At 76.5% G+C, this 23852-nt stretch carries 18 protein-coding genes; 13 read left to right on the top strand and 5 right to left on the bottom strand.

What is annotated here, in order from left to right; genetic code table 11:
• Nucleotides 1-150 precede the first annotated feature (150 nt).
• Together J0910_RS11090 and J0910_RS11085 are read left to right on the top strand one after the other, a co-directional pair.
• A complete protein-coding gene (locus J0910_RS11090; protein WP_420158418.1) occupies nt 151-4308 on the top strand; it encodes a TIGR02680 family protein in 4158 nt (1385 codons plus the stop codon).
• Nucleotides 4309-4648: 340 nt separating this feature from the next.
• Nucleotides 4649-5263: a superoxide dismutase gene (locus J0910_RS11085; RefSeq protein ID WP_017590973.1), complete on the top strand. Its 615-nt coding sequence runs from the start codon at nt 4649-4651 to the stop codon at nt 5261-5263.
• Nucleotides 5264-5368: 105 nt separating this feature from the next.
• Here the strand turns inward: J0910_RS11085 and J0910_RS11080 are convergent, their stop codons facing one another.
• Nucleotides 5369-6043 carry an HAD family hydrolase gene (locus tag J0910_RS11080; RefSeq protein ID WP_420158417.1) on the bottom strand — a complete coding sequence of 225 codons (675 nt, stop codon included), beginning with the start codon at nt 6041-6043 and terminating at the stop codon, nt 5369-5371.
• A 148-nt stretch (nt 6044-6191) separates the two neighbouring features.
• Between J0910_RS11080 and J0910_RS11075 the strand changes: the two genes are divergently transcribed.
• Nucleotides 6192-8177: a Xaa-Pro dipeptidyl-peptidase gene (locus J0910_RS11075; protein WP_420158416.1), complete on the top strand. Its 1986-nt coding sequence runs from the start codon at nt 6192-6194 to the stop codon at nt 8175-8177.
• Nucleotides 8178-8339: 162 nt separating this feature from the next.
• Here J0910_RS11075 and J0910_RS11070 read toward each other — a convergent pair whose 3' ends face one another.
• Nucleotides 8340-8960, bottom strand: coding sequence for a DUF4126 domain-containing protein (locus J0910_RS11070; RefSeq protein ID WP_420158415.1), 621 nt, complete (start codon nt 8958-8960; stop codon nt 8340-8342).
• A gap of 675 nt (nt 8961-9635) precedes the next feature.
• Nucleotides 9636-9890 carry a DUF2630 family protein gene (locus J0910_RS11065; protein WP_420158414.1) on the bottom strand — a complete coding sequence of 85 codons (255 nt, stop codon included), beginning with the start codon at nt 9888-9890 and terminating at the stop codon, nt 9636-9638.
• A 215-nt stretch (nt 9891-10105) separates the two neighbouring features.
• On the opposite strand from J0910_RS11065, the gene J0910_RS11060 reads away from it, so the two are divergent.
• The 6 genes from J0910_RS11060 to J0910_RS11035 all read left to right on the top strand — a co-directional run bounded on the left by J0910_RS11060 (nt 10106) and on the right by J0910_RS11035 (nt 15466).
• Nucleotides 10106-11602 (top strand): FGGY-family carbohydrate kinase, encoded by a 1497-nt coding sequence (locus J0910_RS11060; RefSeq protein ID WP_420158413.1) that lies wholly within the window; start codon nt 10106-10108, stop codon nt 11600-11602.
• Nucleotides 11599-12231 carry a histidine phosphatase family protein gene (locus tag J0910_RS11055; RefSeq protein WP_420158412.1) on the top strand — a complete coding sequence of 211 codons (633 nt, stop codon included), beginning with the start codon at nt 11599-11601 and terminating at the stop codon, nt 12229-12231. Before J0910_RS11060 ends, J0910_RS11055 begins: the two co-directional genes overlap by 4 nt.
• A gap of 314 nt (nt 12232-12545) precedes the next feature.
• Nucleotides 12546-13991, top strand: a complete 1446-nt coding sequence (locus tag J0910_RS11050) for an FGGY family carbohydrate kinase (protein ID WP_420158411.1) — start codon at nt 12546-12548, stop codon at nt 13989-13991.
• A gap of 83 nt (nt 13992-14074) precedes the next feature.
• Complete coding sequence (locus J0910_RS11045; protein ID WP_420158410.1) at nt 14075-14734, top strand: class II aldolase/adducin family protein; 660 nt, start codon at nt 14075-14077, stop codon at nt 14732-14734.
• A gap of 188 nt (nt 14735-14922) precedes the next feature.
• Nucleotides 14923-15210, top strand: coding sequence for a metal-sensitive transcriptional regulator (locus tag J0910_RS11040; protein WP_420161955.1), 288 nt, complete (start codon nt 14923-14925; stop codon nt 15208-15210).
• A 49-nt stretch (nt 15211-15259) separates the two neighbouring features.
• Nucleotides 15260-15466 carry a heavy-metal-associated domain-containing protein gene (locus tag J0910_RS11035; RefSeq protein WP_420158409.1) on the top strand — a complete coding sequence of 69 codons (207 nt, stop codon included), beginning with the start codon at nt 15260-15262 and terminating at the stop codon, nt 15464-15466.
• 210 nt (nt 15467-15676) lie between these two features.
• Here J0910_RS11035 and J0910_RS11030 read toward each other — a convergent pair whose 3' ends face one another.
• Nucleotides 15677-17044, bottom strand: coding sequence for an NAD(P)/FAD-dependent oxidoreductase (locus tag J0910_RS11030; protein ID WP_420158408.1), 1368 nt, complete (start codon nt 17042-17044; stop codon nt 15677-15679).
• A 358-nt stretch (nt 17045-17402) separates the two neighbouring features.
• On the opposite strand from J0910_RS11030, the gene J0910_RS11025 reads away from it, so the two are divergent.
• Nucleotides 17403-17918 carry a hypothetical protein gene (locus J0910_RS11025; RefSeq protein WP_420158407.1) on the top strand — a complete coding sequence of 172 codons (516 nt, stop codon included), beginning with the start codon at nt 17403-17405 and terminating at the stop codon, nt 17916-17918.
• A gap of 96 nt (nt 17919-18014) precedes the next feature.
• Here J0910_RS11025 and J0910_RS11020 read toward each other — a convergent pair whose 3' ends face one another.
• On the bottom strand, nt 18015-18605 hold the full coding sequence (locus J0910_RS11020) for an SACE_7040 family transcriptional regulator (RefSeq protein WP_420158406.1): 591 nt from the start codon (nt 18603-18605) through the stop codon (nt 18015-18017).
• A 158-nt stretch (nt 18606-18763) separates the two neighbouring features.
• On the opposite strand from J0910_RS11020, the gene J0910_RS11015 reads away from it, so the two are divergent.
• Genes J0910_RS11015 through J0910_RS11005 form a run of 3 tightly spaced genes read left to right on the top strand, consistent with a single transcriptional unit; the run spans nt 18764 to nt 23784 of the window.
• Nucleotides 18764-20389, top strand: a complete 1626-nt coding sequence (locus J0910_RS11015) for a carboxyl transferase domain-containing protein (protein WP_420158405.1) — start codon at nt 18764-18766, stop codon at nt 20387-20389.
• Between the two features lie 27 nt (nt 20390-20416).
• Nucleotides 20417-22618, top strand: a complete 2202-nt coding sequence (locus J0910_RS11010) for an ATP-binding protein (RefSeq protein WP_420158404.1) — start codon at nt 20417-20419, stop codon at nt 22616-22618.
• Nucleotides 22615-23784, top strand: coding sequence for an acyl-CoA dehydrogenase family protein (locus J0910_RS11005; RefSeq protein WP_420158403.1), 1170 nt, complete (start codon nt 22615-22617; stop codon nt 23782-23784). Before J0910_RS11010 ends, J0910_RS11005 begins: the two co-directional genes overlap by 4 nt.
• Nucleotides 23785-23852 lie beyond the last annotated feature (68 nt).

Below are 23852 nucleotides of genomic sequence, written 5' to 3'. Positions count from 1 at the left end.
GCACCGGGCGGCGGCGCCCCGACCCGACCCGCGAGCACCGGGAGCGAGGTGAGCACCGCCGATGGCCCCCGGACCGGCCCGCGCCGCCGCCCCGGAGCGGCGGCACCGCCCGCGCCCCGCGCGCACCCGAACGACGTGAGGACCTCAGAAGTGGACCCCAAGACCGACCTCCGAAGCCGCTGGCGCCTGCACCGGGGAGGCGTCGTCAACATCTGGCAGTACCGGGACGAGGAGTTCGACCTCTCCGGCGGCCGGGTGATCTTCAAGGGGACCAACGGCTCCGGCAAGTCCCGGACGCTGGAGCTGCTGCTGCCGCTCTGCCTCGACGGCGACCTGCGCAACATGGGCTGCAAGGGCTTCGACACGGTCAGCATGAGCCGGCTGATGCTGGACGACTACGCCGAGGGCACGGTGCGGCTCGGCTACGCCTGGATCGAGCTGCGCCGGGTGCTGGCCGACGGCACCGAGGACTTCTGCACCTGCGGGATCGGGGTGAAGGCCAGCGCGTCCGGGCGGCAGATCAGCGACTCCTGGAGGTTCATCACCCCGCTGCGGGTCAACCGGGACTTCGCGCTGCTGGAGCAGGACCGGCCGATCACCTCCGCCCGGCTGCGCGAGCACCTCGGCGAGGACGCGGTCCCCGGCGGCCAGGAGGCGTTCCAGCAGCGGGTCGCCGAGACCGTGTACGGGATCAGCGGCGGCAACCGCTACCCCGACCTGCTGCACCTGCAGCGCACGCTGCGCAACCCCGACATCGGCCTGAAGGTCCTCCAGGGCCAGCTGGAGCAGCTGCTGTCGGACGCGCTCCCGCCGGTGGACCCCGGCGTCATCACCCGGACCGCGACCGGCCTGGACAACCTGGAGGGGGTGCGGCGCAACGTCGCCCGGCTGCGCCGCGCCGACTCCGCGCTCCAGGAGTTCCTGGAGGGGTACCGGGGCTACGCGCGCGGTGTGCTCGCGGACCGCTCGTCCCGGCTGGAGAAGGCGGAGAAGGCGGCCGGCCGCGCCCGCGCGCAGCTGGAGAAGCGGCGCGCGGAGCGGGACGCCGCCCGGGAGGCGCACCGCGCCGCCGTCGAGGAGCGGGACGCGCTCACCGAGCGGCAGGACGCCGTCCAGGGCGAGCTGGAGGCGCTGAAGGCCTCCCCGGCCTACGGCGCCCTGGGCGACCTGGAGGACAAGGAGGAGGCGGTGGCCTCGCAGCGCAGGCACGCCGAGGCCGCGCTGCGCTCCGCCGCCGACCTGCGCGCCTCCGAGGAGCACGCGGTCGACGCGATCGAGCGGTCCGCGGCGGTGCCCGCGCGGATCGGCTCCGCGGCGGCCTCCGGCGCGGCCGACGCCCGGGAGGCGCTGCACGCCATCGGGCTGGGCCCGGCGCTCGGCGCGCTGCCCGGCCTGGTGCCCGACGCGCAGCGGGGCGAGGCCGCGGAGCGGGTGCTCCGCTCGGCCGCGCCGGACGCCCGGCCGGAGGAGGTGCGCCGCCCGGTCGCGCCGGAACCGGACGTCGAGGCGCTGGCCTCCGCCGCCGGGGAGGCGGCCGGTCGGGTCGAGGCGGCGGGCCGGGCCGCGGGCGACCGCGGCCGGCTGCTCGGCGGGCTGCGCGCCGAGGCCGAGCGGCTCGCCGAGGCCGAGGCGGGGGTGGACCGGCTCGCCGAGCGGGCGGAGGCCGCGGCCGAGGAGTCGGCCGGGGCCGACCGGCGGGCCCGGGAGGCCGAGGAGCGGCTGGCCGGCGCGGCGGCGCGCTGGGCCGAGGCGGTGCGGACCTGGCACGACGAGGCGCTGCCCGCCGGGGACCGCCCGGAGGAGGGGGAGCTGCCGGAGCTTCCCGGGGCCGACGCGGTGCTGCTCGACCCGGCCGCCCACCGCGACGCGCACAAGGGGGTCCGGTCCGCGCTGCAGCCGCGGGTCCGCGCGGTCCAGCGGGCGGTCGCCGCCGCCGAGCAGCGGCTGGCCGAGGCGGGCGCGGAGCGCGCCCGGCTGGAGGCCGAGCTGGACCGGCTGCGCGGGGCCGCCGAGGTGGAGCCGCCCGCGCCGGCGCACAGCACGGCCGAGCGCGACCCGGCCGCGGGCGCGCCGTTCTTCCGGCTGGTGGACTTCGCCGAGCACCTGGGGGAGGCGGAGCGCGCCGGCCTGGAGGCCGCGCTGCGCGCGAGCGGCCTGCTCACCGCCTGGGTGGCCGCGGACGGCGCGGCGTCCGCGGCGGGCGACGAGACCTGGGCAGCGGCGGGGCCGCCCGCCGGCGGGCCCTCGCTGGCCGACGCCCTGGTGCCGGCCGGCGACGACGGCTCCCCGGTGCCGGCCGGGGCCGTCGCCGGGCTGCTCCGCTCGGTCCCCCTGCTGCCCGGCGCCGCCGAGGGGGCGGCCGGCGGGGCCGCGCCGCTCTCCATCGGCCTGGACGGGCGCTGGTCGGCCGGGGCGCTGCTCGGCCGGCACGGCAAGGAGGAGGCCGAGCACATCGGGGCCGGCGCCCGGGAGCGGGCGCGCAAGAAGCGCATCCGGGAGGCCGAGTCCGCCCTGGCCGAGACGGCGTCCCGGGAGGCCTCGCTGCGGGCGTCGCTGGAGGCCGCGCAGGCCCTGGAGCACCAGTGGAACGTCTGTCTGGACTCCTTCCCCGACTTCGCCCCGGTGCTGGCCGAGCACGTGGAGACGCGGCAGCGCCGCTCGGCGGCGGCCCGCGCCGCCGCCGACGCGGAGACCGCCGAGGCCGAGCACGCGCGGGCCCGGGCCCGGCTCGCCGCGGAGCGGACCGAGCACGTGCGCACCTGCGGCGACCTGGGCGTCCCGGACGGCGCCGAGGCGCTGCGGGAGCTGTGCGAGCGGGCCCGCGGCGCGGTGGCCGAGCTGGAGCGGATCGCCGGGCGGCTGCGCGAGGACTACCCGGAGGCGCTCCGCTCGCTCTCCGCGGCCGTGCAGGACCTGGCGCGCACCGCGGCCGCCCGCGCCGGGGCCGAGGAGGAGGCGGCGCGCACGCACCGCTCCTACGCCGAGGCCCACGCCGTGCTGGCCACCCTCCGCTCCTCGCTGGGCCGCGACGCCGAGGAGGTCGGCGCCCGGGTGCGGGGGCTGGCCGAGGAGCGCACCCGGCTGCGCGACGCCGCCCCCGCCGCGCAGAAGGGGGTCGAGGACCGGATCGCGGCGCTGACCGGGGCCGAGGGCAGGGTCGAGGAGGCCGAGGGCAGGCTCCGGGAGGCGCAGGCCGCGCTGGCCGACGGCGAGGACGCGCTGACCGACACCGCCGAGGTGCCCGGCGTCTGGGAGGCGGCCACCGGGCTGGTCGAGGTGCCCTTCGAGCGGGCCGACCTGCGCTCCGCCCTGGCCGGCGCGCTCGCCGAAGCGGGCGGCGCGGGCACCTCGGCGTCCCTGGAGCGCGATCTGATCAACCGCATCCAGGCGCTGCAGACCGCGCTCGCCGGCACCCACGACGTCCAGGCGGACCGGCTGCCCGACTCCGACGTGCTGACCGTCACGGTGAGCGACGAGACCGGAACCGCTCCGGTCGCCTCCACCGCGCGGCTGACCGCGGCCCGGCTCGCCCAGGCCGAGGAGAACCTCACCTCCGGCGAGGAGCGGATCTTCGAGGAGTTCCTCCTCGGCGACGTGGCCGAGGAGCTGCACCGGCAGATCCGCGCCGCGGAGTCGCTGACCCGGCGGATGAACACGGTCCTGGAGGGGGCGCACTCCAGCCAGGGCGTCCGGGTGGAGCTGGCCTGGGAGCCGGCGCCGCACCTGGACCCGGCCGAGCGGTCGGCGTTCGCCCTGGCCAAGAAGTCGGTGGCGGAGCGCTCCCCGGAGGAGAGCGACCGGCTGCGCCGCGCCCTGATGGACCGGATCCGCGCCACCCGCGCCGAGGGCCGCAGCAGCGGCTACGCCGAGGTCCTCGGCGCCGCCCTGGACTACCGCGACTGGTTCGCCTACCGGGTCCGCATCCACGACACCGGCCCGGACGGCAACCCGCGCGACCGCCGCGTCCGCCAGCTCTCCTCCGGCGAGACCCGGCTGGTCTCCTACGTCACCCTCTTCGCCGCCAGCGCCGCCTTCTACGACGCGCTCCGCAGCGAACTCGACGGCCCGCTCCGCCTGGTCCTGCTCGACGAGGCCTTCGAGCGGCTGGACGACCCCACCATCGCCCGCCTCCTGGAGCTCCTCGTCGACCTGGACATGGACTGGGCCATCACCTGGCCCTCCGGCTACGGCGTCTCGCCCAGGATCGACCGGATGCACATCTACGACATCCTCAAGCGCAAGGGCGCCTGGGGCGTCGCCTGCGCCCGCACCACCTGGACCGGCAACGGCTTCGAGCGGGCGGCCTGAGAGCCCGGGAGAAGGCCCCGATCGGGCACGGCGCCTCAGTGGGTGCAGGTTCGGACCGGCGGCGGAGGCAGGGACGGGGCTGAGCGCCTCGGCCGGGCACGGCGCCCGCTTGAACCCCGGGCCCGCGAGGCGCCGCGCCCGGTCCGGGTCCGCTCCGGCTCTGCTCCGGATCCACTCCGGGTCCGGTGCCGCTCCGGCTCGGAGCGGGTGCGGTTTATTCCCGAAGTCCCATGTAGCAAGGGCTACACGAGGCCGCCTGGGCCTCTGCTGATAAGTTCGTGCCCAGCGGTTCGAGATCGCTCACAGCCAATCACCAGACGTGTCAAGGAAAGGTGCGTACATGTCCGCGCCCTACTCGCTTCCCGAGCTGCCCTACGACTACGCGGCGCTTGAGCCGTGGATCTCCGGGCAGATCATGGAGCTGCACCACGACAAGCACCACGCCGCCTACGTCGGCGGTGCCAACACGGCGCTGGAGAAGCTGGCCGAGGCCCGCGAGAAGGGCGACTTCGGCACCGTCAACATGCTGGAGAAGAACCTCGCGTTCAACCTCGCCGGCCACGTGAACCACACCGTGTTCTGGCCGAACCTGTCGCCGGACGGCGGCGACAAGCCCGAGGCCGAGCTCGCCGCCGCGATCGACGACCAGTTCGGCTCCTTCGACGCGTTCCGCGCGCACTTCAGCGCGGTCGCGACCGGCGTGCAGGGCTCCGGGTGGGCGATCCTCGCCTGGGACGCCCTCGGCCAGAAGCTGATCATCGAGCAGCTCTACGACCACCAGGGCAACCTGGCCGCCGGCTCCTACCCGCTGCTCATGCTGGACATGTGGGAGCACGCCTTCTACCTGCAGTACAAGAACGTGAAGGCGGACTACGTCAAGGCCTTCTGGAACGTCGTCAACTGGGCCGACGTGCAGAAGCGCTTCGACGACGCGCGCAAGGTCGTTCTCGGCTAGTACCCCCGGCGCACGGGGACGGGGCGGGGGGCGGTGCCGGCCGGCACCGCCCCTCCCTGCGTCCCGCGGCCCCGGGCGCGGGGGCCGGGCGCCGTCCGCGGGGGCTCAGCCGGCCAGGAAGCGAACCGCCTCGGAGGGGGTGCCGACCACGGGGTGGCCGGTGGCCTCCAGCCGCTCCCGGCTCATCATGCCGCTCGCCACCAGCACGGCGCGGGCGCCGGCCTCGCGGGCGGCCCGGGCGTCGTCGTCGATGTCCCCGATGAGCACCACCGTCGCCGGGTCGATGCCCTGCCCGGTCAGGTGCTCGACGAGGTGCTCGGCCTTGGAGTCGGAGCGGGAGTCGTACTTGCGGCCGTCCACCCGGGTGAAGTGGCCGTCCAGGCCGCGCTCGGCGACCAGCGGCACCACGTGGCCGTGCGAGGCCATGGAGAGCAGGGACTGGGTCCCCCCGCCCCCGGCCCATTCGTGCAGCACGTCCGGCACGCCGTCGGCCAGCGGGCACCGGGGCAGCGCCTGCTTGTAGTGCCGGTCGTAGTCCTCGTTGATCCGCGCCCACAGCTCGGGGGCGATCGGCCTGCCGAGGTGCTCCTCGTAGCAGTCGAGCAGCGGGCGCCGGAAGACGGTCCGCCAGTAGTCCAGGTCGACGGGGCCGCGCCCGTGCGGTTCGCAGGCCCGGTTCAGCGCGGTGAGGTTCGCGTGGTTGTCGTCGAGGAGGGTCCCGTTCCAGTCCCAGACGATGTGCCGGACCCCGTCCAGGTGTTCTGATCTGTTCTGTGCCACTCCCGCATGCTAGACGCCCTCTCATCCCACGGCGCCCCGGAGGGATCCGGTCACCGGACGCGCACGGGGGGCTCTGGACTCCGCGGGACCGGTCAGGTGAGATTGCAGGGTCCTGATCCCCCGCATCCCCGTGAGGAACCCCGTGCACATGCGAGACCCCGAGAGGGCCCCGGCCCGCGGTGCGCTCCGGACCGGTGCGCTGGCGGCCGCCGCGCTGCTGGCCGGCACCGGGCTGCCCGCCCCCGCCGCCGCGGACCGGGTGCCCGGGCTGTCCGTCGAGGACGGCCGCACCCAGCCGGTGTTCGACTACGCCGAGGCGATCTACCAGGAAGTCGACATCCCCACCGAGGCCGACAGCGACCGGGACGGCGAACCGGACACCGTGCGGCTCCGCCTGATGCGCCCCAGGGAGACCGAGGAGGGGCTGCGCGTCGCCACCGTGCTGGAGCCCAGCCCGTACTGGGCCGGCACGCACGAGGCCGACATGTACGAGGTCGACCTGGACGACGACGGCGCGGGCACGGTCCCGCGCGGCGGCCGGGGCGCCGGGTCCGCCGCCGCGATGGCCGCCGCGGTCGACGGCGAGGCGGGCCGGGCCGGGGGCGGCCCGGCCACCATGCCGAACTACTACGACAACTACTTCCTGCCGCGCGGCTACGCGGTGGCGCAGCTGGACAGCCTGGGCAGCGGCGACTCCACCGGCTGCCCGACCAGCGGCGGGAAGAACGAGACGCTGGGCGTCACCGCCGCCGTGGACTGGCTGAACGGCCGGGTCTCCGGGCGCACCCCGGAGGGCGGGGAGGTGACCGCGGAGGACTGGTCCACCGGGGACGTCGCGATGACCGGCATCTCCTACAACGGCACGCTGCCGGTGGCCGCGGCGAGCAGCGGCGTGGAGGGGCTGCGCACCATCGTGCCGCAGGGCGCCATCTCCTCCTGGTACGACTACTACCGGGCCGGCGGCGGGGTGGTCGCCCCCGGCGGCTACCAGGGCGAGGACGCCGACGTGCTGGCGGAGGTCGTCTACACCCGCGCCGACGACCAGGTGTGCAGACCGGTGATCGACGAGGTCACCGCCGGCCAGGACCGGGAGAGCGGCGACTTCAACCGGTTCTGGGCCGAGCGCGACTACCGGCGCTCCGCCGGGGACTTCACCGCCAGCGTCTTCCTGGCGCACGGGCTCAACGACTGGAACGTCAAGACCGACCAGGCGCTCCGGCTCTGGGAGGAGCTGGGCGAGCACGGCGTCGAGCGCCGGCTCTGGCTGCACCAGGGCGGGCACAGCGACCCGATGAACCTGCGCATCGACGCCTGGCTGGACCGGCTGCACGGCTGGTTCGACCACGAGCTGTACGGGATCGGCGACGGCGCGGACGACGGACCGGCGGTCGACATCGAGCGCAGCGACCTGGTCTGGGACACCCAGGACTCGTGGCCCGCGAAGGGCACTCGGACGGTGGAGCTGCGGCCGACCCCGGGCGGCGGCGACGGCGACGGCGGGCTGACCCCCGGCCGGCCCCGGCGCGGCGCGGTGGAGGGCTTCACCGACGGCGGGCGCACCGCGACCGCGGACGAGCTGGTCGCCTCGCCCGACGAGGGCTCCGACGGCGCCCTGGTCTACCGCACCGCCGAACTCACCGAGGACGTGCGGGTCAGCGGCGTCCCCCGGGTCACCTTCCGCGCCTCGATGGACGGCGCGTCGCCCTACCTGACCGCGGTGCTGGTCGACTACGGCACCGACACCCGCGCCACCGGCCGGGTGCGGTACGACACCGAGACCGAGGTCTGCTACGGCGAGGGTGTCCCCGAGGACCCGGGCTGCACCTACCCGACGATGCACGTCACCGAGGAGAGCCCGTACAAGATCGTCACCCGGGGCTGGCTGGACGCCCGCAACCGCGGCTCGGAGTGGCGGCAGCGCCCGGTGGTCAGCGGCCGGGAGTACACCTTCTCCTGGGATCTGCAGGCCCAGGACTACGTGTTCGAGAAGGGCCACCGGATCGGGATCGCGCTGATCTCCACCGACCACGACTACACCCAGCGCTACCCGTCCGGCACCGAGGTGGAGCTGGACACCCGCGGGGCCGTCGTCGAGCTCCCCGTCTCGACCGGCCGCGGGGCGCTGCGGGGGTGAGCCGGGGCCGCGCCGGTCCCGGGAGACCGGGGCCGGCGCGGCCCGCCGCCCGCCCGGGGTCTGCGGGCGGGCGGCGGGCCGGGCGGCCTCCGCTCGGCGGCGTGCCCGGCGCGGCCGAGCGCACGCCCTGCCGCCCCGGCCGGGACGGGCCGGCCCGCGCGCTCACCCGTCCGGAGGCCCGGCGGCGCCGGGGAGCCGCCGGGCCTCCGCCTCGCGCCGCTTCCTGCGCCGCCGGCGGCGCCACGCCCAGACGCCCAGGCCCAGGGTGGCCGGGAGGACGACCAGCACCAGTATCGGGATCACGATGGCGATCACGGACATGAAGGCGCTGGCGATGTCCTCCAGGGTGCTCACCACCGGGCCGCCGGCGCCGAAGGTGACCGTGTTGAGGACCGGCCGCGCCGCGGCCTTCAGCAGGTGGAACACCAGGGCGATGAGCACCCCGGCGACGATCCCGCCCCACGAGGTGCCGTCGGCGGACTGCAGGTCGGGGGTGAAGGCGGTGCTCCCCGCCCCGAAGGTGATGCCGCCCGAGGTCGGCCGGACCACCGTCTGCACCACGTCGTTGACGCTGTCGACGGCGGGGACCTTGTCCGCGACCAGCTCCAGCAGGAGCAGTCCGCCGAGCAGCACCAGCGTCACCGGGTGCTCCAGCCACTGCCAGCCGGACCCCAGGTCCAGCAGGCCGGTGTAGCGGGAGAGGAGCCCCGCGAGGAGCAGCGGGATGTAGGCGTTCAAACCGGCGGCCGATGCGAGCCCGGCCCCGGACAGCGTTGCGAGCATTCCCCGTCTTCCCATGGCCCTCCGCGCCGCCCCGGCGCGGCGCGCCCGGCGGGCGCGCAGAGAGAGGCTACGGGAACCCGCGGGCCGGCACCGTCCCGGAGGAGCCGCCCGGGATGGCCACAGGCGGCCGCGGAGCGGCGGACCGCCCGGTCCCCGGCCCCGGGTCCGGCCTGCCCGGCCTCCCCTCCGACCGGGTTCCCCGCGCTCTGGGACGGCCGCGGGGGGCGGGCCCGGCCCGAGCCCTTCCGTGCGGCGCGGGCCCCGCCGGGGAGCCCGGCCCACCGCTCGCCCCGCGGGTCCCGGCGCTCCGCCCGGATCCGCCGCGGACCGCACCGCGGCCGCCCGTTCCCGGTCCGGCGGCCCGCTCCTCCCCGCCGGCCCTGCCGTGCCGGGCGCCTCCCGCCCGGCCCCGTACGGGCACCGCCCCGCGCTCCGCTCGGGTGCGGGCTCTCCGGGCACGGGCGGCTCGGACGCGGGCCGGCAGCGTGCGGGCGGCGGCCCGGACCGGCTTCCGGAAGGGCCGCCGGCGGTTTCGCGGGGCGCCGCCCGGGTCCGCCGCGGCGGTTCCGGCGGCCTCCGGCCGCTGCTCCCCGGGCCCCGCGCCGGTCGGGCCCGGCGCGTCCGCGGGTACGGCCGCGGGGCCGGGGCCCGCCGGCCGCCCTCAGGCCGGGGCGGTCAGCTCCAGTAGCCTTCGACCTCCTGGGCGGAGCGGACCCTCGGCTCGGGGGCGGCCTCCCCGTACTCCTCCCGGGCGCGGCGCTGCCGGAGGAGGTCCCAGCACTGGTCGAGTTCGGTGGCGACCTCGCGCATCCGGGCCCGCTCGCCGGCGGTGAGGCGGTGCTCGCTCTGCTCGCGCAGCGCCCTCTCCTCCTGGACGAGTCGGCTGATCCGGCCGAAGATGTCCTTCTCCGCTCGCCTGTCGTCGTTCATGGGTCCCATGATCGGCGGGCCGCCCCGGAGCGGCAAGCGCCCCCACCGGTGTCCGCGCAGGCGGGCACGGGTCCGCCCCGGCTCCGGCGGGGCTCCCGGAGCGCCGCGGGCGCGGCCGCCGCCCGCGTTGCGCCGCCCTCCGGGGCGCCGAGTAGGGTCGCCTCGAACCATAAGCAATGAGAAGTTAACATTCCTCATAACACAAGGGGGTGGGCATGTCCGGTGCAGCGGACCCGCTGTGGGTCGGGATCGACATCGGGACCCAGGGGGTCAAGGCGGTCGCCGCCGCGCCCGACGGCGGCGTGGCCGGCCGCGGATCGGCGCCGCTGCGCAGCTCGCGCGGTGACGGGCGGCACGAGCAGGATCCCGAGGAGTGGTGGGCCGCGGCGGGACGGGCCGCGCGCGAGGCGATGGCCGAGGCCTCCGGCCCCCGCCGGGTCGGGGCCGTCGCGGTCTGCGCCACCTCGGGCACCGCGCTGGTCGCGGACCGGCGGCTGAACCCGGTCGGGCCGGCGCTGATGTACGACGACGCGCGCGCCGCCGGCGCCGCCCCGGCCCTGGCCGCCGCCGTGGACGACGCGACCTGGGAGCGGGTCGGCTCCCGCCCCCAGCCGCACTGGGCGTTCGCCCGCATCGCCCACCTGGTGCGCACCGCCCTCCGCCCCGGCCGGGGCGACCTGGTGCTGCACCAGTCCGACTTCCTCGCCGGCCGGCTCAACGGCGGCCCGGTGGCCGCGGACACCAGCCACGCGCTGAAGTCCGGCGCGGACCCGCTGGCCGCGGCCTGGCCCGACCAGGTCGCGGCGGCCCTCGGCGCCCCGCCGGGCACCCTGCCCGAGCTGGTCGCGCCGGGCACCCCGATCGGCGCGGTCTGCGCCGCGGCCGCCGAGCACACCGGCATCCCGGAGGGCACCCCGATCGTCGCCGGGATGACCGACGGGTGCGCCGCCCAGCTGGCGGCCGGCGCGCTGGAACCGGGGCGGTGGAACTCGGTGCTCGGCACCACGCTGGTCCTCAAGGGCGCCGCCGAGCACCGGATCGGCGACCCGGAGGCCGGCGTCTACAGCCACCGCTCCCCGGACGGCCGGTGGTGGCCCGGGGGCGCCTCCAGCTCCGGCGCGGGCGTGCTCACCTCCGCCTTCCCCGGCGCCGACCTGGCCGCCATGGACGCCGCCGCGGACCTGGAGCGACCGGCCTCCGCGGTGGTCTACCCGCTGCCGGGCCGGGGCGAGCGGTTCCCCTTCACCGCACCGGAGGCGGCCGGGTTCACCCTCGGCGCGCCGCGGGACGAGGCCGACCGGTACGCCGCGACCCTGCAGGGCGTGGCGTTCCTGGAGCGGCTCTGCCTGGAGCGGCTGGCCGAGCTCGGCGCCGAGGTGCGCGGCGCGCTGCGGGTGACCGGCGGCGCCGTCGCCAGCCCGGCCTGGACCCGGCTCCGCGCCGACGTGCTCGGCCGGCCGCTGGAGGTCCCGGAGAACGCCGAGCCCGCGTTCGGCATGGCGGTGCTGGCGGCCGCCTCCGACACACCGCTCTCCGAGGCGGTGGCGCGGATGGTGCGCGTCCGGTCCAGAGTGGAACCGCGCCCGGAGGTGGGCGAGCGACTCCTGGGCTCCTACCGGCGCCTGGTGCGGGAGCTGGCGGAGCGGGGTTGGACCGCCGGGGCCGGGGAGCCCGCGGCGGCGCGGACGGCGAACGTGAGGGGTGTCCGATGACGGAGGCGGCCGAGCTGATCGTGGTGCGCCACGGCGAGACGGTGTGGCACGCGGAGAACCGGTACGCGGGGTCCAGCGACATCGCGCTGACCCGGGCCGGCGAGGAGCAGGCCGCCGCGCTGGCGCGCTGGGCCGCCGGGGCCGGGCTGAGCGCCGTGCACTGCTCCACCCTGTCCCGGGCCGGGCGCACCGCCGGGCCCGCGGGGCGGGCGGCGGGCCTGCCGGTCACCGCCGACCCGCGCCTGGCCGAGCAGGACTTCGGCGACGGCGAGGGGCTGACCGCGCAGGAGATGCGCGAGCGGCTGGACGGCGCGCGGGAGCGGTTCGAGATGGACCCGTTCCGCAACCCCATCCCCGGTTCCGAGGACCCGATGGAGGTGGTCGAGCGGGGCCGGGCCGCACTGGCCGACGCCGCCCTGGCCGGGGCGGGCGGCAGGGTGCTCGTGGTGGCGCACGGGACGCTGATCCGGCTGGCCCTGTGCTCGCTGCTCGGCATCGACCTGGGCCGGTACCGCCGCGCGTTCCCGAAGGTGGGCAACTGCCGCGGCGCTCGGCTGCGCTGGCGCGGGGACGGGGACGTCGGCCTGCTCTCCTTCAACGAGGAGCTGGCCGCGCCGCCGGCGGGCTGACCGGGCGCCCTCCGGCCGGGCCGCCGCGCGGCCCGGCCGGGTCCGCTCCCCCTCGCCCCTTGACGGGGCATGACATATAACCGTAAAAAATGATAAGAAAACATTCTCAGATGTTAAATCCACGCTCCCGCGTGGTTTCCCATGTCGCCTCCCCACCGTTCCGCGCGTCCCGCGGGCGCTCCCCCGAGCCGCCCGCCGGGTAGCACCGGCCCGGCGGGAGGCTGAGGAGGCTCGATGGCGCACCCCCGGACCCCCGTTCCCCCGCTCCCCCGCGGCCGCTCCGGCCGGCGGCCCTGAGAGCGGAGGCGCCGCGCATGTACATCGGAGTGGACATCGGCACCTCCCTGACCAAGGCGGTCGCCTTCGACGCCGACGGGCGCGAGGCCGGCACCGAGTCGGTCGCCACCCGGCTGCTGCACCCCGCCCCCGGGCGGGTGGAGCAGGACGCCGACGAGGTGTTCGCCTCGGTCGGCACCGTGGTCGGGCGGCTCGCGGCCCGGCTGGGCGAACCGGTCCTGCTGCTCGCGCTGACCGGGCAGGGCGACGGGCTGTGGCTCCTGGACGACCGGGGGCGCCCCACCCGGACCGCGCTGTCCTGGATGGACGGCCGGGCCGCCGGCCTGATCCGGCGCTGGGAGGCCTCCGGCGTCCCCGGCGAGGTGTTCCGCGCCACCGGCAACACCCTCTTCCCCGGCGCCCCGGCCGCCCTGCTGGCCTGGCTGGACGCCGAGGACCCCGGCGAGCTGGACCGGGCGGCGACCGCCGGCTACTGCAAGGACATGGTCTTCCAGCGGCTCACCGGAGTGCGCGCCACCGACCCCTCCGACGCCTCGCTCCCGTTCGGCGGCGGGCCGGAGGGCTACAGCTCCGCGGCGCTGCGCGCCACCGGCCTGGAGCACCGCGCCGGCCTGCTCGCCCCGGTGCACGACGGGCCGCCCGCCGCCCCGCTGACCGCGGCCGGCGCCGAGGCCGTCGGGCTGCCCGCGGGCACCCCGGTCACCTCCGGCCCGTTCGACCTGCCCGCCTGCGCCCGCGGCTCCGGCGTGCGGCGGCCCGGCGACGGGATGGTCATCATCGGCACCACGCTGGCCTGCCAGGTGGCCCGGGAGAAGCCGCAGACCGCCGGGGAGCCCTCGGGCATGTCCCTGGCCACCGGCGGCGGCGCCTTCCTGCGGGCGATGCCCGCGATGGTCGGCACCGCCGGCCTGGACTGGGCGCTGCGCACCACCGGGCGGAGCATCGGCGACCTGGAGGGGCTGCTGGCCGCGTCCCCGCCGGGGGCCCGGGGCGTGCACATGCTGCCCTACCTGGCCCCTTCCGGGGAGCGCGCCCCGTTCGTGGACCCGTTCGCCCGGGGCGAGATCGGCGGGCTCAGCCTGCACCACGGGCCCGCCGACGTGGTGCGGGCGCTGTGCGAGGGCATCGCCTACGCCGCCCGGCACTGCCTGGAGGCGGCCGGGCTCGACGGCGAGCTGGTGCTGTGCGGCGGCGGATCGCGCAGCCCGCAGTGGGTCGAGGTGTTCTCCGGGGTGATGGGCGTACCGGTGACCGTGAAGGCCGGCGCCCAGGTGGGGGCGCGCGGCGCGGTGCTGGCGGGCCTGGACGCCATCGGCGGGCCGGCCGACGAGGAGGCCTGGACCCGGACGCCGCGCACCGCCGCCCCCGACCCGGAGTCGGTCCGGCTGTACGAGGAGGGCTACCTCCGCTACCGCGAGCACCTGGAGGCGGTGCGCCCGCTGTGGGCCGGAGGCGCCCGGTGAGCGGAGCGGGAGGAGGCGGAGCGGCCCGGCGCGCCGGCGCCGCGCCGGAGGAGCCGGAAGAGACGGAAGAGACGGAGGCGCCGATGCGGTGCGGGCGGGAGCGCCGGGCGGTGGTGGACGCGGCCCGGACACTGGTGGCCGAGGGGCTGGTGGTCGGGACCGCGGGCAATGTGAGCGTGCGCACCGGCGGCGGGGAGGACGCGCTGGTCGCCGTCACCCCCAGCGGCCTGGACTACGCGGCGATGACCCCGGACCTGGTCGGCCTGCACCGGCCGGACGGGGCGGCGGTGGACGCGCCGCTGGCGCCGACCAGCGAGATGGGCATGCACCTGGAGGTCTACGCCCGGACCCCGGCCCGCGCGGTGGTGCACACCCACTCCCCCTCCGCCGTGGCCCTGTCGGTGCTGGTGGAGGAGGTCCCCCCGGTCCACTACTACCTGGCGCTGTTCGGCGGCCGGGTGCCGGTGGTCGGCTACGCCCCCTACGGCTCCGCCGAACTGGCGGAGGCCGCGGCCGGCGCGCTGGAGGGGGCCGGCGGCTGCCTGCTGGGCAACCACGGCGCGGTGACCGTCGGCGCCGACCTGGGCCAGGCCCTGGAGCGCGCGCGGCACCTGGAGTGGCTGTGCGAGGTGTCACTGCGCGTACTGGGCGCGGGCCGCCCCTTCCGGGCGCTGTCCGCCGAGGAGATGGCCGAGGTCGGCGCGCGGATCGGCGGCTACGGCCAGCGCGCGCCGGAGCGGTAGCGGCCGCGCGGCCGCTCTGTTCCGCCCGGCCCGTTCTGCCCCGATACTCGAGGGGTGCCCCGTCCGCGGGGCGCCCCTCTTCCGCGTGCCCGGCGGTTCGCCGGGAATCCCGGCGAACCGCCGGTGGTTGAATACCGGCAGGGGGTATATTGATGGCTGCGGAACCAGAAGACCAGGGGAGCACCCGGATGGCGACCTACGGCTACCACGACGACAAGCAGAGCCACATCAACCGGCTGCGCAGGATCGAAGGCCAGGTCCGGGGTCTGCAGCGGATGGTCGAGGAGGACGAGTACTGCATCGACATCCTCACCCAGACCGCCGCGGTGAACAAGGCGCTGCGCTCTTTCGCCCTCTCCATGCTCGACGAGCACCTCAAGCACTGTGTCGGGCACGCCGTCGCCAGCGGCGGCGAGGAGGCCGAGGAGAAGGTGCGCGAGGCCTCCGAGGCGATCGCGCGCCTGGTGCGCTCCTGATCGAAGGGCCCCGATACCAGGCAGACGGCAACGGAAAGGGAGGCCGCCAGTGGCAGCCACCACCATCACGGTCACCGGCATGACCTGCGAGCACTGCGTCCGCTCGGTGAAGGAGGAGGTCTCGGAGATCCCCGGGGTCACCTCCGTCGACGTCGACCTCGGCAGCGGCCGGGTGGACATCGCGAGCAGCGAGCCGATCCCGGGCGAGCGGCTCAGGGCCGCGATCGACGAGGCCGGCTACGAGATCGCCGGCTGAGTCCCGCGGCGCGGGGAAGGAGGGAGGGGCGGCCTGTCCGGGCCGCCCCTCCCTCCTCCGCTCCCGGCGCTCCGGCCCCGCCCGCGGAGCACGTGCGTCGGGGCCGCCGCAGGGCCGGCTCCGGTGCGGACGGGGACCCATGTCCGTGCGGCAGCGCGGAGCCGGCCTCCGGTCAGGGGCGGTCTCGGGTACCGCCTTCCCGCCGGGCTTTCACTCGCCCCGGGTCAGCCGGGCGGCCTCCTTCTTGACCGCGTCGGCCGCCAGGTAGTGGTCCTGTTCCATGTCGACGAAGGCCGACGGCTTGCCGTGGTGGAAGCCGAGGCGGGCGACCTCCCCGCCGAGCAGGGTGTCGATCGCCCAGTTGGCCAGCACCCGGGCCCGGGACGGCGCGGAGGGGACCGCCATCAGGTGGTAGGCGCGGGTCACGCCGAGCGCCGGCAGGCCGGTCAGCTCGTACCCCAGCGGCCGGGCCAGCGCGTCCTTGCCGCTCAGGTCGACGACCAGCCCCAGGTCCTTGTGGTGGAACTCGCGCAGCGGCCGGCCCAGCAGCGAGGAGACGACGTTGTCCGCGGCGACGGCGCCCTGCCGCTGCGCGTACTGCGCGGTGGGCGGGCAGTACCTCCCCTCCTCCCGGGACAGGTCGGGGACGGCCGCGCCGTCGCCCAGCGCGAAGACCCCGGGCAGGCCGGGCGCGGCCATGTCCGGGCCGACCACCAGCCTGCCCCGGTCCACCTCGCCGCCGAGCGCGCCCATCAGCGGGCTGGGCGTGGTCCCCGCGGTCCAGATGAGGGTGCGGCAGGGCAGCACCCGGCCGTCGGTCAGCGTCACCCGGGTCTCGGTGGCCTCCTTGACCGAGACCCCCAGCTTGATCTCGATTCCCATGCCGCGCAGCAGGTCCAGCGCCTCGTCGCCGAGCTTGGGGCCGAGCTCGGGCAGGATGTGCGGGGCGACGTCGACCAGGTGCCAGCTGATCAGCGGGCGCAGCTCCGGGTAGCGGCGCGCCATGTCCTGGGTGAGCCGCTCCAGCGCGGCCGCCGTCTCGGTGCCGCTGTAGCCGCCGCCCACCACGATGAACCGGCAGCGCTCCTCGCGCTCCACCGGGTCGTGGCTGGCGTTGGCCAGTTCCAGCTGGGCCAGCACGTGGTCGCGGAGGACCACCGCCTCGGCGAGGTTCTTGTTGCCGAAGGCGTGGTCGCGCAGCCCCGGGATGTCGAAGGCCCGGGTGAGGCTGCCGGGCGCCAGCACCAGGCGGTCGTAGCGCTGGTGGGTGAACTCGCCGTTGATCTTCTCGATCACCACCACCCGCTCCTCGGTGTCCACCCCCACCGCGGTTCCGGGGACCATCCGGGTCCGGCGCAGCACCCTGTTCAGCGACACCGCCACCGACTGCGGGGTGAGCAGCCCGGACGCCACCTGCGGGAGCAGCGGGCTGTAGAGCATGTAGTCGTTGGGAGCGACGAGGACGATCTCGGCCGCTCCGCGCGGGACGCGCCGCTCCAGCCTGCGCAGCGTGTGCAGGCCGGCGAACCCGGCGCCGATCACCACGATTCTCGGACGTGCCGCATTGGGACGCGCCATGGTCGTACCTCCCCCTTCGGCCGCCCCGGCACCGCCCCGGCCTCCGCCCGGCGGCAGGCGCCGACGCGGCGGCCCCTGGTTCAGGGACGGGCTGCCCGGTCCGCCTCGCCCCAAACGTAGCGCCGGGCAGGGCCGGGACCCCGGGGGACGCGCCCGGTCCAGGCCCTCCTTTGGCCGGGGATTTGCCTTCCGCCCGGATTCCGATACCCGGCGCCCGTGTGGCGCTGACCCTTAAAGAAATCACAGATAGTTACGCTTGTTGGTCAGAGCGTGATCGACGGCTCGGGCTCCCGTCGTCCCCGTGAACGCCGGGCCCCGAGACCGGGCGAGACGTCGTCGACCCGAGGAAGGAAAGACCATGCACCGTGCCAGCAAGGCGGCGGCCGTCGTCCTCATGACCGGTGGTCTCGTCGGAGCGGGGTTCGCCTCCTCCGCGGCGGCCGCCGCGCCGCCCGACCCCGAACTGCGCGAGGCCATCGCCGCCGTCTGCGAGGCCGCTGGGAGCGCCTCCCAGGGGAGCGGCGAGTCCGCGGCGAGCCCGCCGGAGAACCCGGTGGCCGGCGCCCAGGACCCCGAGCCGCAGCCCCCGGAGGGGCAGCTGCCCGAGGCCCCCGGGGAGGCCCCCGCGGAGCTTCCCGAGGGGATCGGCGAAGCGCCCGGGGAGGCCCCTGCGGAAGCCCCCGCAGAGGCCCCCGCGGAAGAGGGGGCGCCGGTGCCCGGGGCCCCCGGCGAGGCCGCCGAGGCCCTGCCCGGCAACCCGCAGGCGGCCCCGGCCGCGAGCGTGGACGCCGAGGTCGAGCGCCTCTGCGACCTGGCCGCGGAGAAGAAGCTCCTGGACGTGGAGTCCGCTCCGGCGGCTCCCGGGCGGGGCTGACCCGAGAACCGGACCCGGCGGCCGGCCCGCGGTGCGCGGGCCGGCCGCCGGCCTTTCCCCGGGGGCGGCGCGCCGGCGCGCCGCCCCCGGGCGCGCTCAGCCGGCGGGGGCGTCCTCCGCGGAGGAGAGCAGGGCGGCCCGCCCCATCCGGAACAGCAGGGCCGACATCCGCTCCGGGGCGAGCCGGCCCGCGCTGTGCGGGGTGGAGTTGAGCAGCCCGAAGACCGCGTGCACGCCGGCCCGCAGGGTCTCCGCGGGGACGCCGGGGCGCAGCTCGGCCAGGACCGCGACCCACCGCTCGGTGTAGCCGCGCTGCAGGCTGCGGATCCGGCGGCGGTCCGGCTCGGGGACGTTGCCGAGTTCCCGGTCGTGCACGGTGATCAGGGCCGGCTCGTTCAGCGCGAAGTCGATGTGCCCGCGGAGCAGGGCGTCCAGCGCGGCCCCGGGGCCCGCGGCCGCGGCGGCCAGCTCGGCGCCCTGCGCGGCCAGCCGCTCGCTGATCTCCAGCAGCATCGCGCCGAGCAGCGCCTCCTTGCCCGGGAAGTGCCGGTAGAGCGCGGGGCCGCTGGTGCCCACCGCCCGCCCCAGCTCCTCGATCGAGGCGCCGTGGTAGCCGCGCGCCGCGAACAGTTCGGCCGCCGCGCGCAGGATCTCCGCGCGGCGCGCTCCGGCGGCCCGGTTGGCCATCGGCGCTCCCCTCGTCCTCCCCGGCCTCCGCCGGTCCGCACCCCGCCGCGGGGCACCGGCGCGGAACCGCACCGCCCCGGCCGATGTGACCCTGGACACCGATGTTAATCATCATTAACATCAGCCATGTTAGCGGTCATTAACCAAGAGGGGAATCGATGAGCAGGGCACCCGCGCTCTCCTCCGCGGTCGACACCGGCGGCGCCGCGTTCACCGCGAACGCCGAGGCCAACAGGGCCCTCGCCGCCCGGCTGCGGGAGCGGATCGCCGCGGCCTCACTCGGCGGCCCGGAGAAGACCCGCATCCGCCACGTCGAACGCGGCAAGCTCCTCCCCCGGGACCGGGTCCGGGCCGTCCTCGACCCCGGGTCGCCGTTCCTGGAGCTGTCCCCGCTCGCCGCCTGGGGCCTGTACGGCGAGGACGGCGGCGACGCCCCCGCGGCGGGCATCATCACCGGCGTGGGCCGGATCGCCGGACGCGAGGCCGTCATCGTCGCCAACGACGCCACCGTCAAGGGCGGCACCTACTACCCGATGACGGTGAAGAAGCACCTGCGCGCCCAGGAGGTGGCGCTGCACAACCGGCTGCCCTGCGTCTACCTGGTGGACTCCGGCGGCGCGTTCCTGCCCATGCAGGACGAGGTGTTCCCGGACCGCGAGCACTTCGGCCGGATCTTCTACAACCAGGCCACCATGTCCCGGCTGGGCATCCCGCAGCTGGCCGCGGTACTGGGCTCGTGCACCGCCGGCGGCGCCTACGTCCCGGCGATGAGCGACGAGGCGGTCATCGTCCGCGAGCAGGGCACCATCTTCCTCGGCGGGCCGCCGCTGGTGAAGGCTGCCACCGGCGAGGTGGTCACCGCCGAGGAGCTGGGCGGCGGCGACCTGCACGCGCGCGTCTCCGGGGTCACCGACCACCTCGCCGACGACGACGCGCACGCGCTGTCCATCGTCCGCGGCATCGCCGGCACCCTGGGCCCGCGCCCGGAGCCCGCCTGGGAGCGGCGCGAGTCCCGGCCGCCCGCGCTCGACCCCGACGAGCTGTACGGCATCGTGCCGACCGACACCCGCACCCCCTACGACGTGCGCGAGGTGATCGGCCGCATCGTCGACGCCAGCGAGTTCACCGAGTTCAAGGCCGAGTACGGCTCCACCCTGGTGACCGGCTTCGCGCACCTGCACGGCCACCCGGTCGGGATCGTCGCCAACAACGGCATCCTGTTCGCCGAGTCGGCGATGAAGGGCGCGCACTTCATCGAGCTGTGCGACCGCCGCTCCATCCCGCTGGTGTTCCTGCAGAACATCTCCGGGTTCATGGTCGGCCGCGACTACGAGGCCGGCGGCATCGCCAAGCACGGCGCGAAGATGGTCACCGCGGTCTCCTGCGCCCGGGTCCCCAAGTTCACCGTGGTCATCGGCGGCTCCTTCGGCGCCGGCAACTACAGCATGTGCGGCCGCGCCTACTCGCCCCGGTTCCTGTGGATGTGGCCCAACGCCCGGATCTCGGTGATGGGCGGCGAGCAGGCCGCCTCGGTGCTGTCCACGGTCCGCCGCGACCAGATGGCCGCCCGCGGCGAGGAGTGGGCCGCCGAGGCGGAGGAGCGCTTCAAGGCGCCCGTCCGCGAGCAGTACGAGGAGCAGGGCGAGCCCTACTACTCCACCGCCCGGCTGTGGGACGACGGCGTGATCGACCCCGCGGACACCCGCACCGTGCTCGGCCTGGGCCTGTCGGCCGCCCGCCGCGCACCGCTGGAGCCCGTGGGCTACGGCGTCTTCAGGATGTGAGCCACCGTGCCGGATGAGAGGTTGACGATGACGACGACGGGCCCCCGAGAGCAGGCCCCCGGCTGCCGCACCGGCGAGCCCCCCGCGGTACTGGTCGCCAACCGGGGCGAGATCGCGGTGCGGATCATGCGCACGCTGCGCCGGCTCGGCATGCGGTCGGTGGCGGTGCACGGCGACGGCGACGCCGGCGCCCGGCACGTCCGGGAGGCCGACACCGCCGTCCGCCTCGGCGGCGCCGCACTGGCCGACAGCTACCTGAACGGCCCGGCGATCGTCGGGGCCGCGCGCGCCGCCGGCGCCTCCATGGTCCACCCCGGCTACGGGTTCCTCTCCGAGAACGCCGGCTTCGCCCGCGAGTGCGCCGCGGCGGGCCTGGTGTTCGTCGGCCCGCCGCCGGAGGCCATCGAGGCCATGGGCGACAAGATCCGGGCCAAGGCCGCGGTCGCCGCGGCCGGGGTGCCGCTGCTGCCCGGCTTCGCCGAGGAGCCCGGCGCGCCGCTGGACGACGCCGCCCTCGCCGCCGCCGCCGGCAAGGCCGGATACCCGCTGCTGATCAAGCCGTCGGCGGGCGGCGGCGGCAAGGGCATGCGGCTGGTCCGCTCCCCCGAGGAGCTGGCCGGCGCCGCCGCGGCCGCGCGCCGCGAGGCCCGGGCCGCCTTCGGCGACGCGACGCTGCTGGTCGAGCGGTACGTCGAGCGGCCCCGCCACATCGAGGTGCAGGTCCTGGCGGACGGCCACGGCACCGTGCTGCACCTGGGCGAGCGCGAGTGCAGCCTGCAGCGGCGGCACCAGAAGATCGTGGAGGAGGCGCCGTCCCCGCTGGTCGACCCCGCGCTGCGCGCCGCGATGGGCGAGGCCGCGGTCGCCGCGGCCAAGGCCTGCGGGTACGTGGGCGCGGGCACGGTGGAGTTCATCGTGCAGGGCGGGCCCGGCGGCTCCGCCCCGGAGTACGCGTTCCTGGAGATGAACACCCGGCTCCAGGTCGAGCACCCGGTCACCGAGGAGGCCGTCGCGATCCGCGGGCGGCGCGGCATCGACCTGGTCGAGCTCCAGCTCCGGGTGGCGCAGGGCGAGCCGCTGCCGTTCGGCCAGGCCGACGTGGAGCTGACCGGGCACGCGGTGGAGTGCCGGGTCTACGCCGAGGACCCCGCCCGCGACTTCCTGCCCACCGGCGGGACCGTGCTGCGCTTGGACGAGCCGGCCGGCGAGCACGTCCGGGTCGACTCCGGGCTGGACGAGGGCACCGAGGTCACCTCCGCCTACGACCCGATGCTCGCCAAGGTGGTCGCCTGGGCGCCGGACCGGGCCTCCGCGCTGCACCGGGCCTCGGCCGCGCTGTCCGGCTACACCCTGCTCGGCTGCGGCACCAACGTCGCGTTCCTGCGCCGGCTGCTGGCGCACCCGGCGGTCGCCGCCGGCGACCTGAGCACCGACCTGACCGAGCAGGTCCGGCCGGAGCTGGTCCCCTCCCCGGAGCGCGCGGTGCCCGAGGAGGTGTACGCCGCGGCCGCCCTCGACCACCAGCTGGGCCTGGAGCCGGAGGGCGCCGGAGCCGACCCGTTCGAGGTGCCCAGCGGGTGGCGGGTCGGCGGCCGGGAGTGGACCACCTGGCGGCTGCGGGCGCCGGGCCGGGACCCGGTCGCGGTGGACGTGCACCGGCTCGGCCCGGCCGAGCCCGGTGCGGCTGCCGGCGGCGCCCGGCGCTACCGGGTCCGGGTCGAGGGGGCGGAGCCGGCCGAGGCCTCCGCCGCGCGCTCCGCCGACGGCCGCACCCTGACCGTGGCCCTGGCCGGGCGCACCGAGCGCTACGCCCGGGCCGCCCGCGGCGGCGAGCTCTGGCTCGGCCTGGCCGGCGCGGCCTGGTCGTTCTCCGACGCCCCGTCGGTGGCCCCGATGCGCGGCCCGGCCGCCGCCGACGACGGGCCGCTGCGCAGCCCGATGCCCGGGACCGTGCTCGCGGTGCCGGTCGCGGTCGGCGACGAGGTCCGGGCCGGGGCGCCGGTCGTCGTCGTCGAGGCGATGAAGATGGAGCACTCGGTCGCCTCCCCCGTCGACGGGACCGTCGCCCACCTGGCGGTGCGCCCCGGAGACGCGGTGGCCATGGACGCGGTCCTGGCCACCATCGCCCCCGCCGGCGCGGACACCCCCGCCCCGGCCCCGCCGGGCGGCGCCGGATCCGCCGCCCCCGACCAGCCCGCACCGGACGAACCCGCCGAGGAGCAGGAATGACCGCGATGACCCGATCCACCGCCCTGTCCGCCGAGCACGAGGAGCTGCGGGCCACCGTCGAGGCGTTCGCCCGCGAGGAGGTGGCGCCGGTCATCGGCGACCTCTACGAGCGCGGGGAGTTCCCCTACGACATCGTCGCCAAGATGGGCCGGATGGGCCTGTTCGGGCTGCCGTTCCCGGAGGAGCACGGCGGCATGGGCGGCGACTACTTCGCACTCTGCCTGGCCCTGGAGGAGCTGGCCCGGGTCGATTCCTCGGTGGCGATCACCCTGGAGGCCGGGGTGTCGCTGGGCGCCATGCCGATCCACCGGTTCGGTTCGGAGGAGCAGAAGAAGACCTGGCTGCCCCGGCTCTGCTCGGGCGAGGCGCTGGGCGCCTTCGGCCTGACCGAGCCGGGCGGCGGCTCCGACGCGGGCGCCACCCGGACCACCGCCCGGCTGGAGGGCGGCGCGTGGGTGGTGAACGGGTCGAAGTGCTTCATCACCAACTCCGGAACCGACATCACCTCACTGGTGACGGTGACCGCGGTGACCGGGGAGCGCCCGGACGGCCGCCCGGAGATCTCCGCGATCCTCATCCCCTCCGGCACCCCCGGCTTCACCGTCGGCAGGAAGTACTCCAAGGTCGGCTGGAACGCCTCGGACACCCGCGAGCTCTCCTTCGACGACGTCCGGGTGCCCGAGGCCAACCTGGTCGGCGAGCGCGGGCGCGGCTACGCCCAGTTCCTGCGCATCCTGGACGAGGGCCGGATCGCCATCGCCGCGCTCTCCGTCGGACTGGCCCAGGGCTGCGTGGACGAGAGCCTGCGCTACGCGGCCGAGCGCGAGGCGTTCGGCTCCGCGATCGGCGGCTACCAGGCGATCCAGTTCAAGATCGCGGAGATGGAGGCCCGCACGCACACCGCCCGGCTGGCCTACTACGACGCCGCCGCCCGGATGCTGGCCGGGGAGCCGTTCAAGAAGGAGGCGGCGATCGCCAAGCTGGTGGCGTCCAACGCCGCCATGGACAACAGCCGGGACGCCACCCAGGTCTTCGGCGGCTACGGGTTCATGAACGAGTACCCGGTCGGCCGGTTCTACCGGGACGCCAAGATCCTGGAGATCGGCGAGGGCACCTCCGAGGTGCAGAAGATGCTCATCGCCCGGGAGCTGGGCCTGCCCGCCTGACCCGCGCGGTCCGGCTGCTCCCCTCCGGACAGGGCCCCGGGCCCGCCGAGCCGCTCCGGCCGGCGGGC

Origin of the sequence: Nocardiopsis oceanisediminis, assembly GCF_048595525.1 — a bacterium.
GTDB lineage: Bacteria > Actinomycetota > Actinomycetes > Streptosporangiales > Streptosporangiaceae > Nocardiopsis_A > Nocardiopsis_A oceanisediminis.
This window is presented reverse-complemented; position numbering and strand designations above follow the sequence as displayed.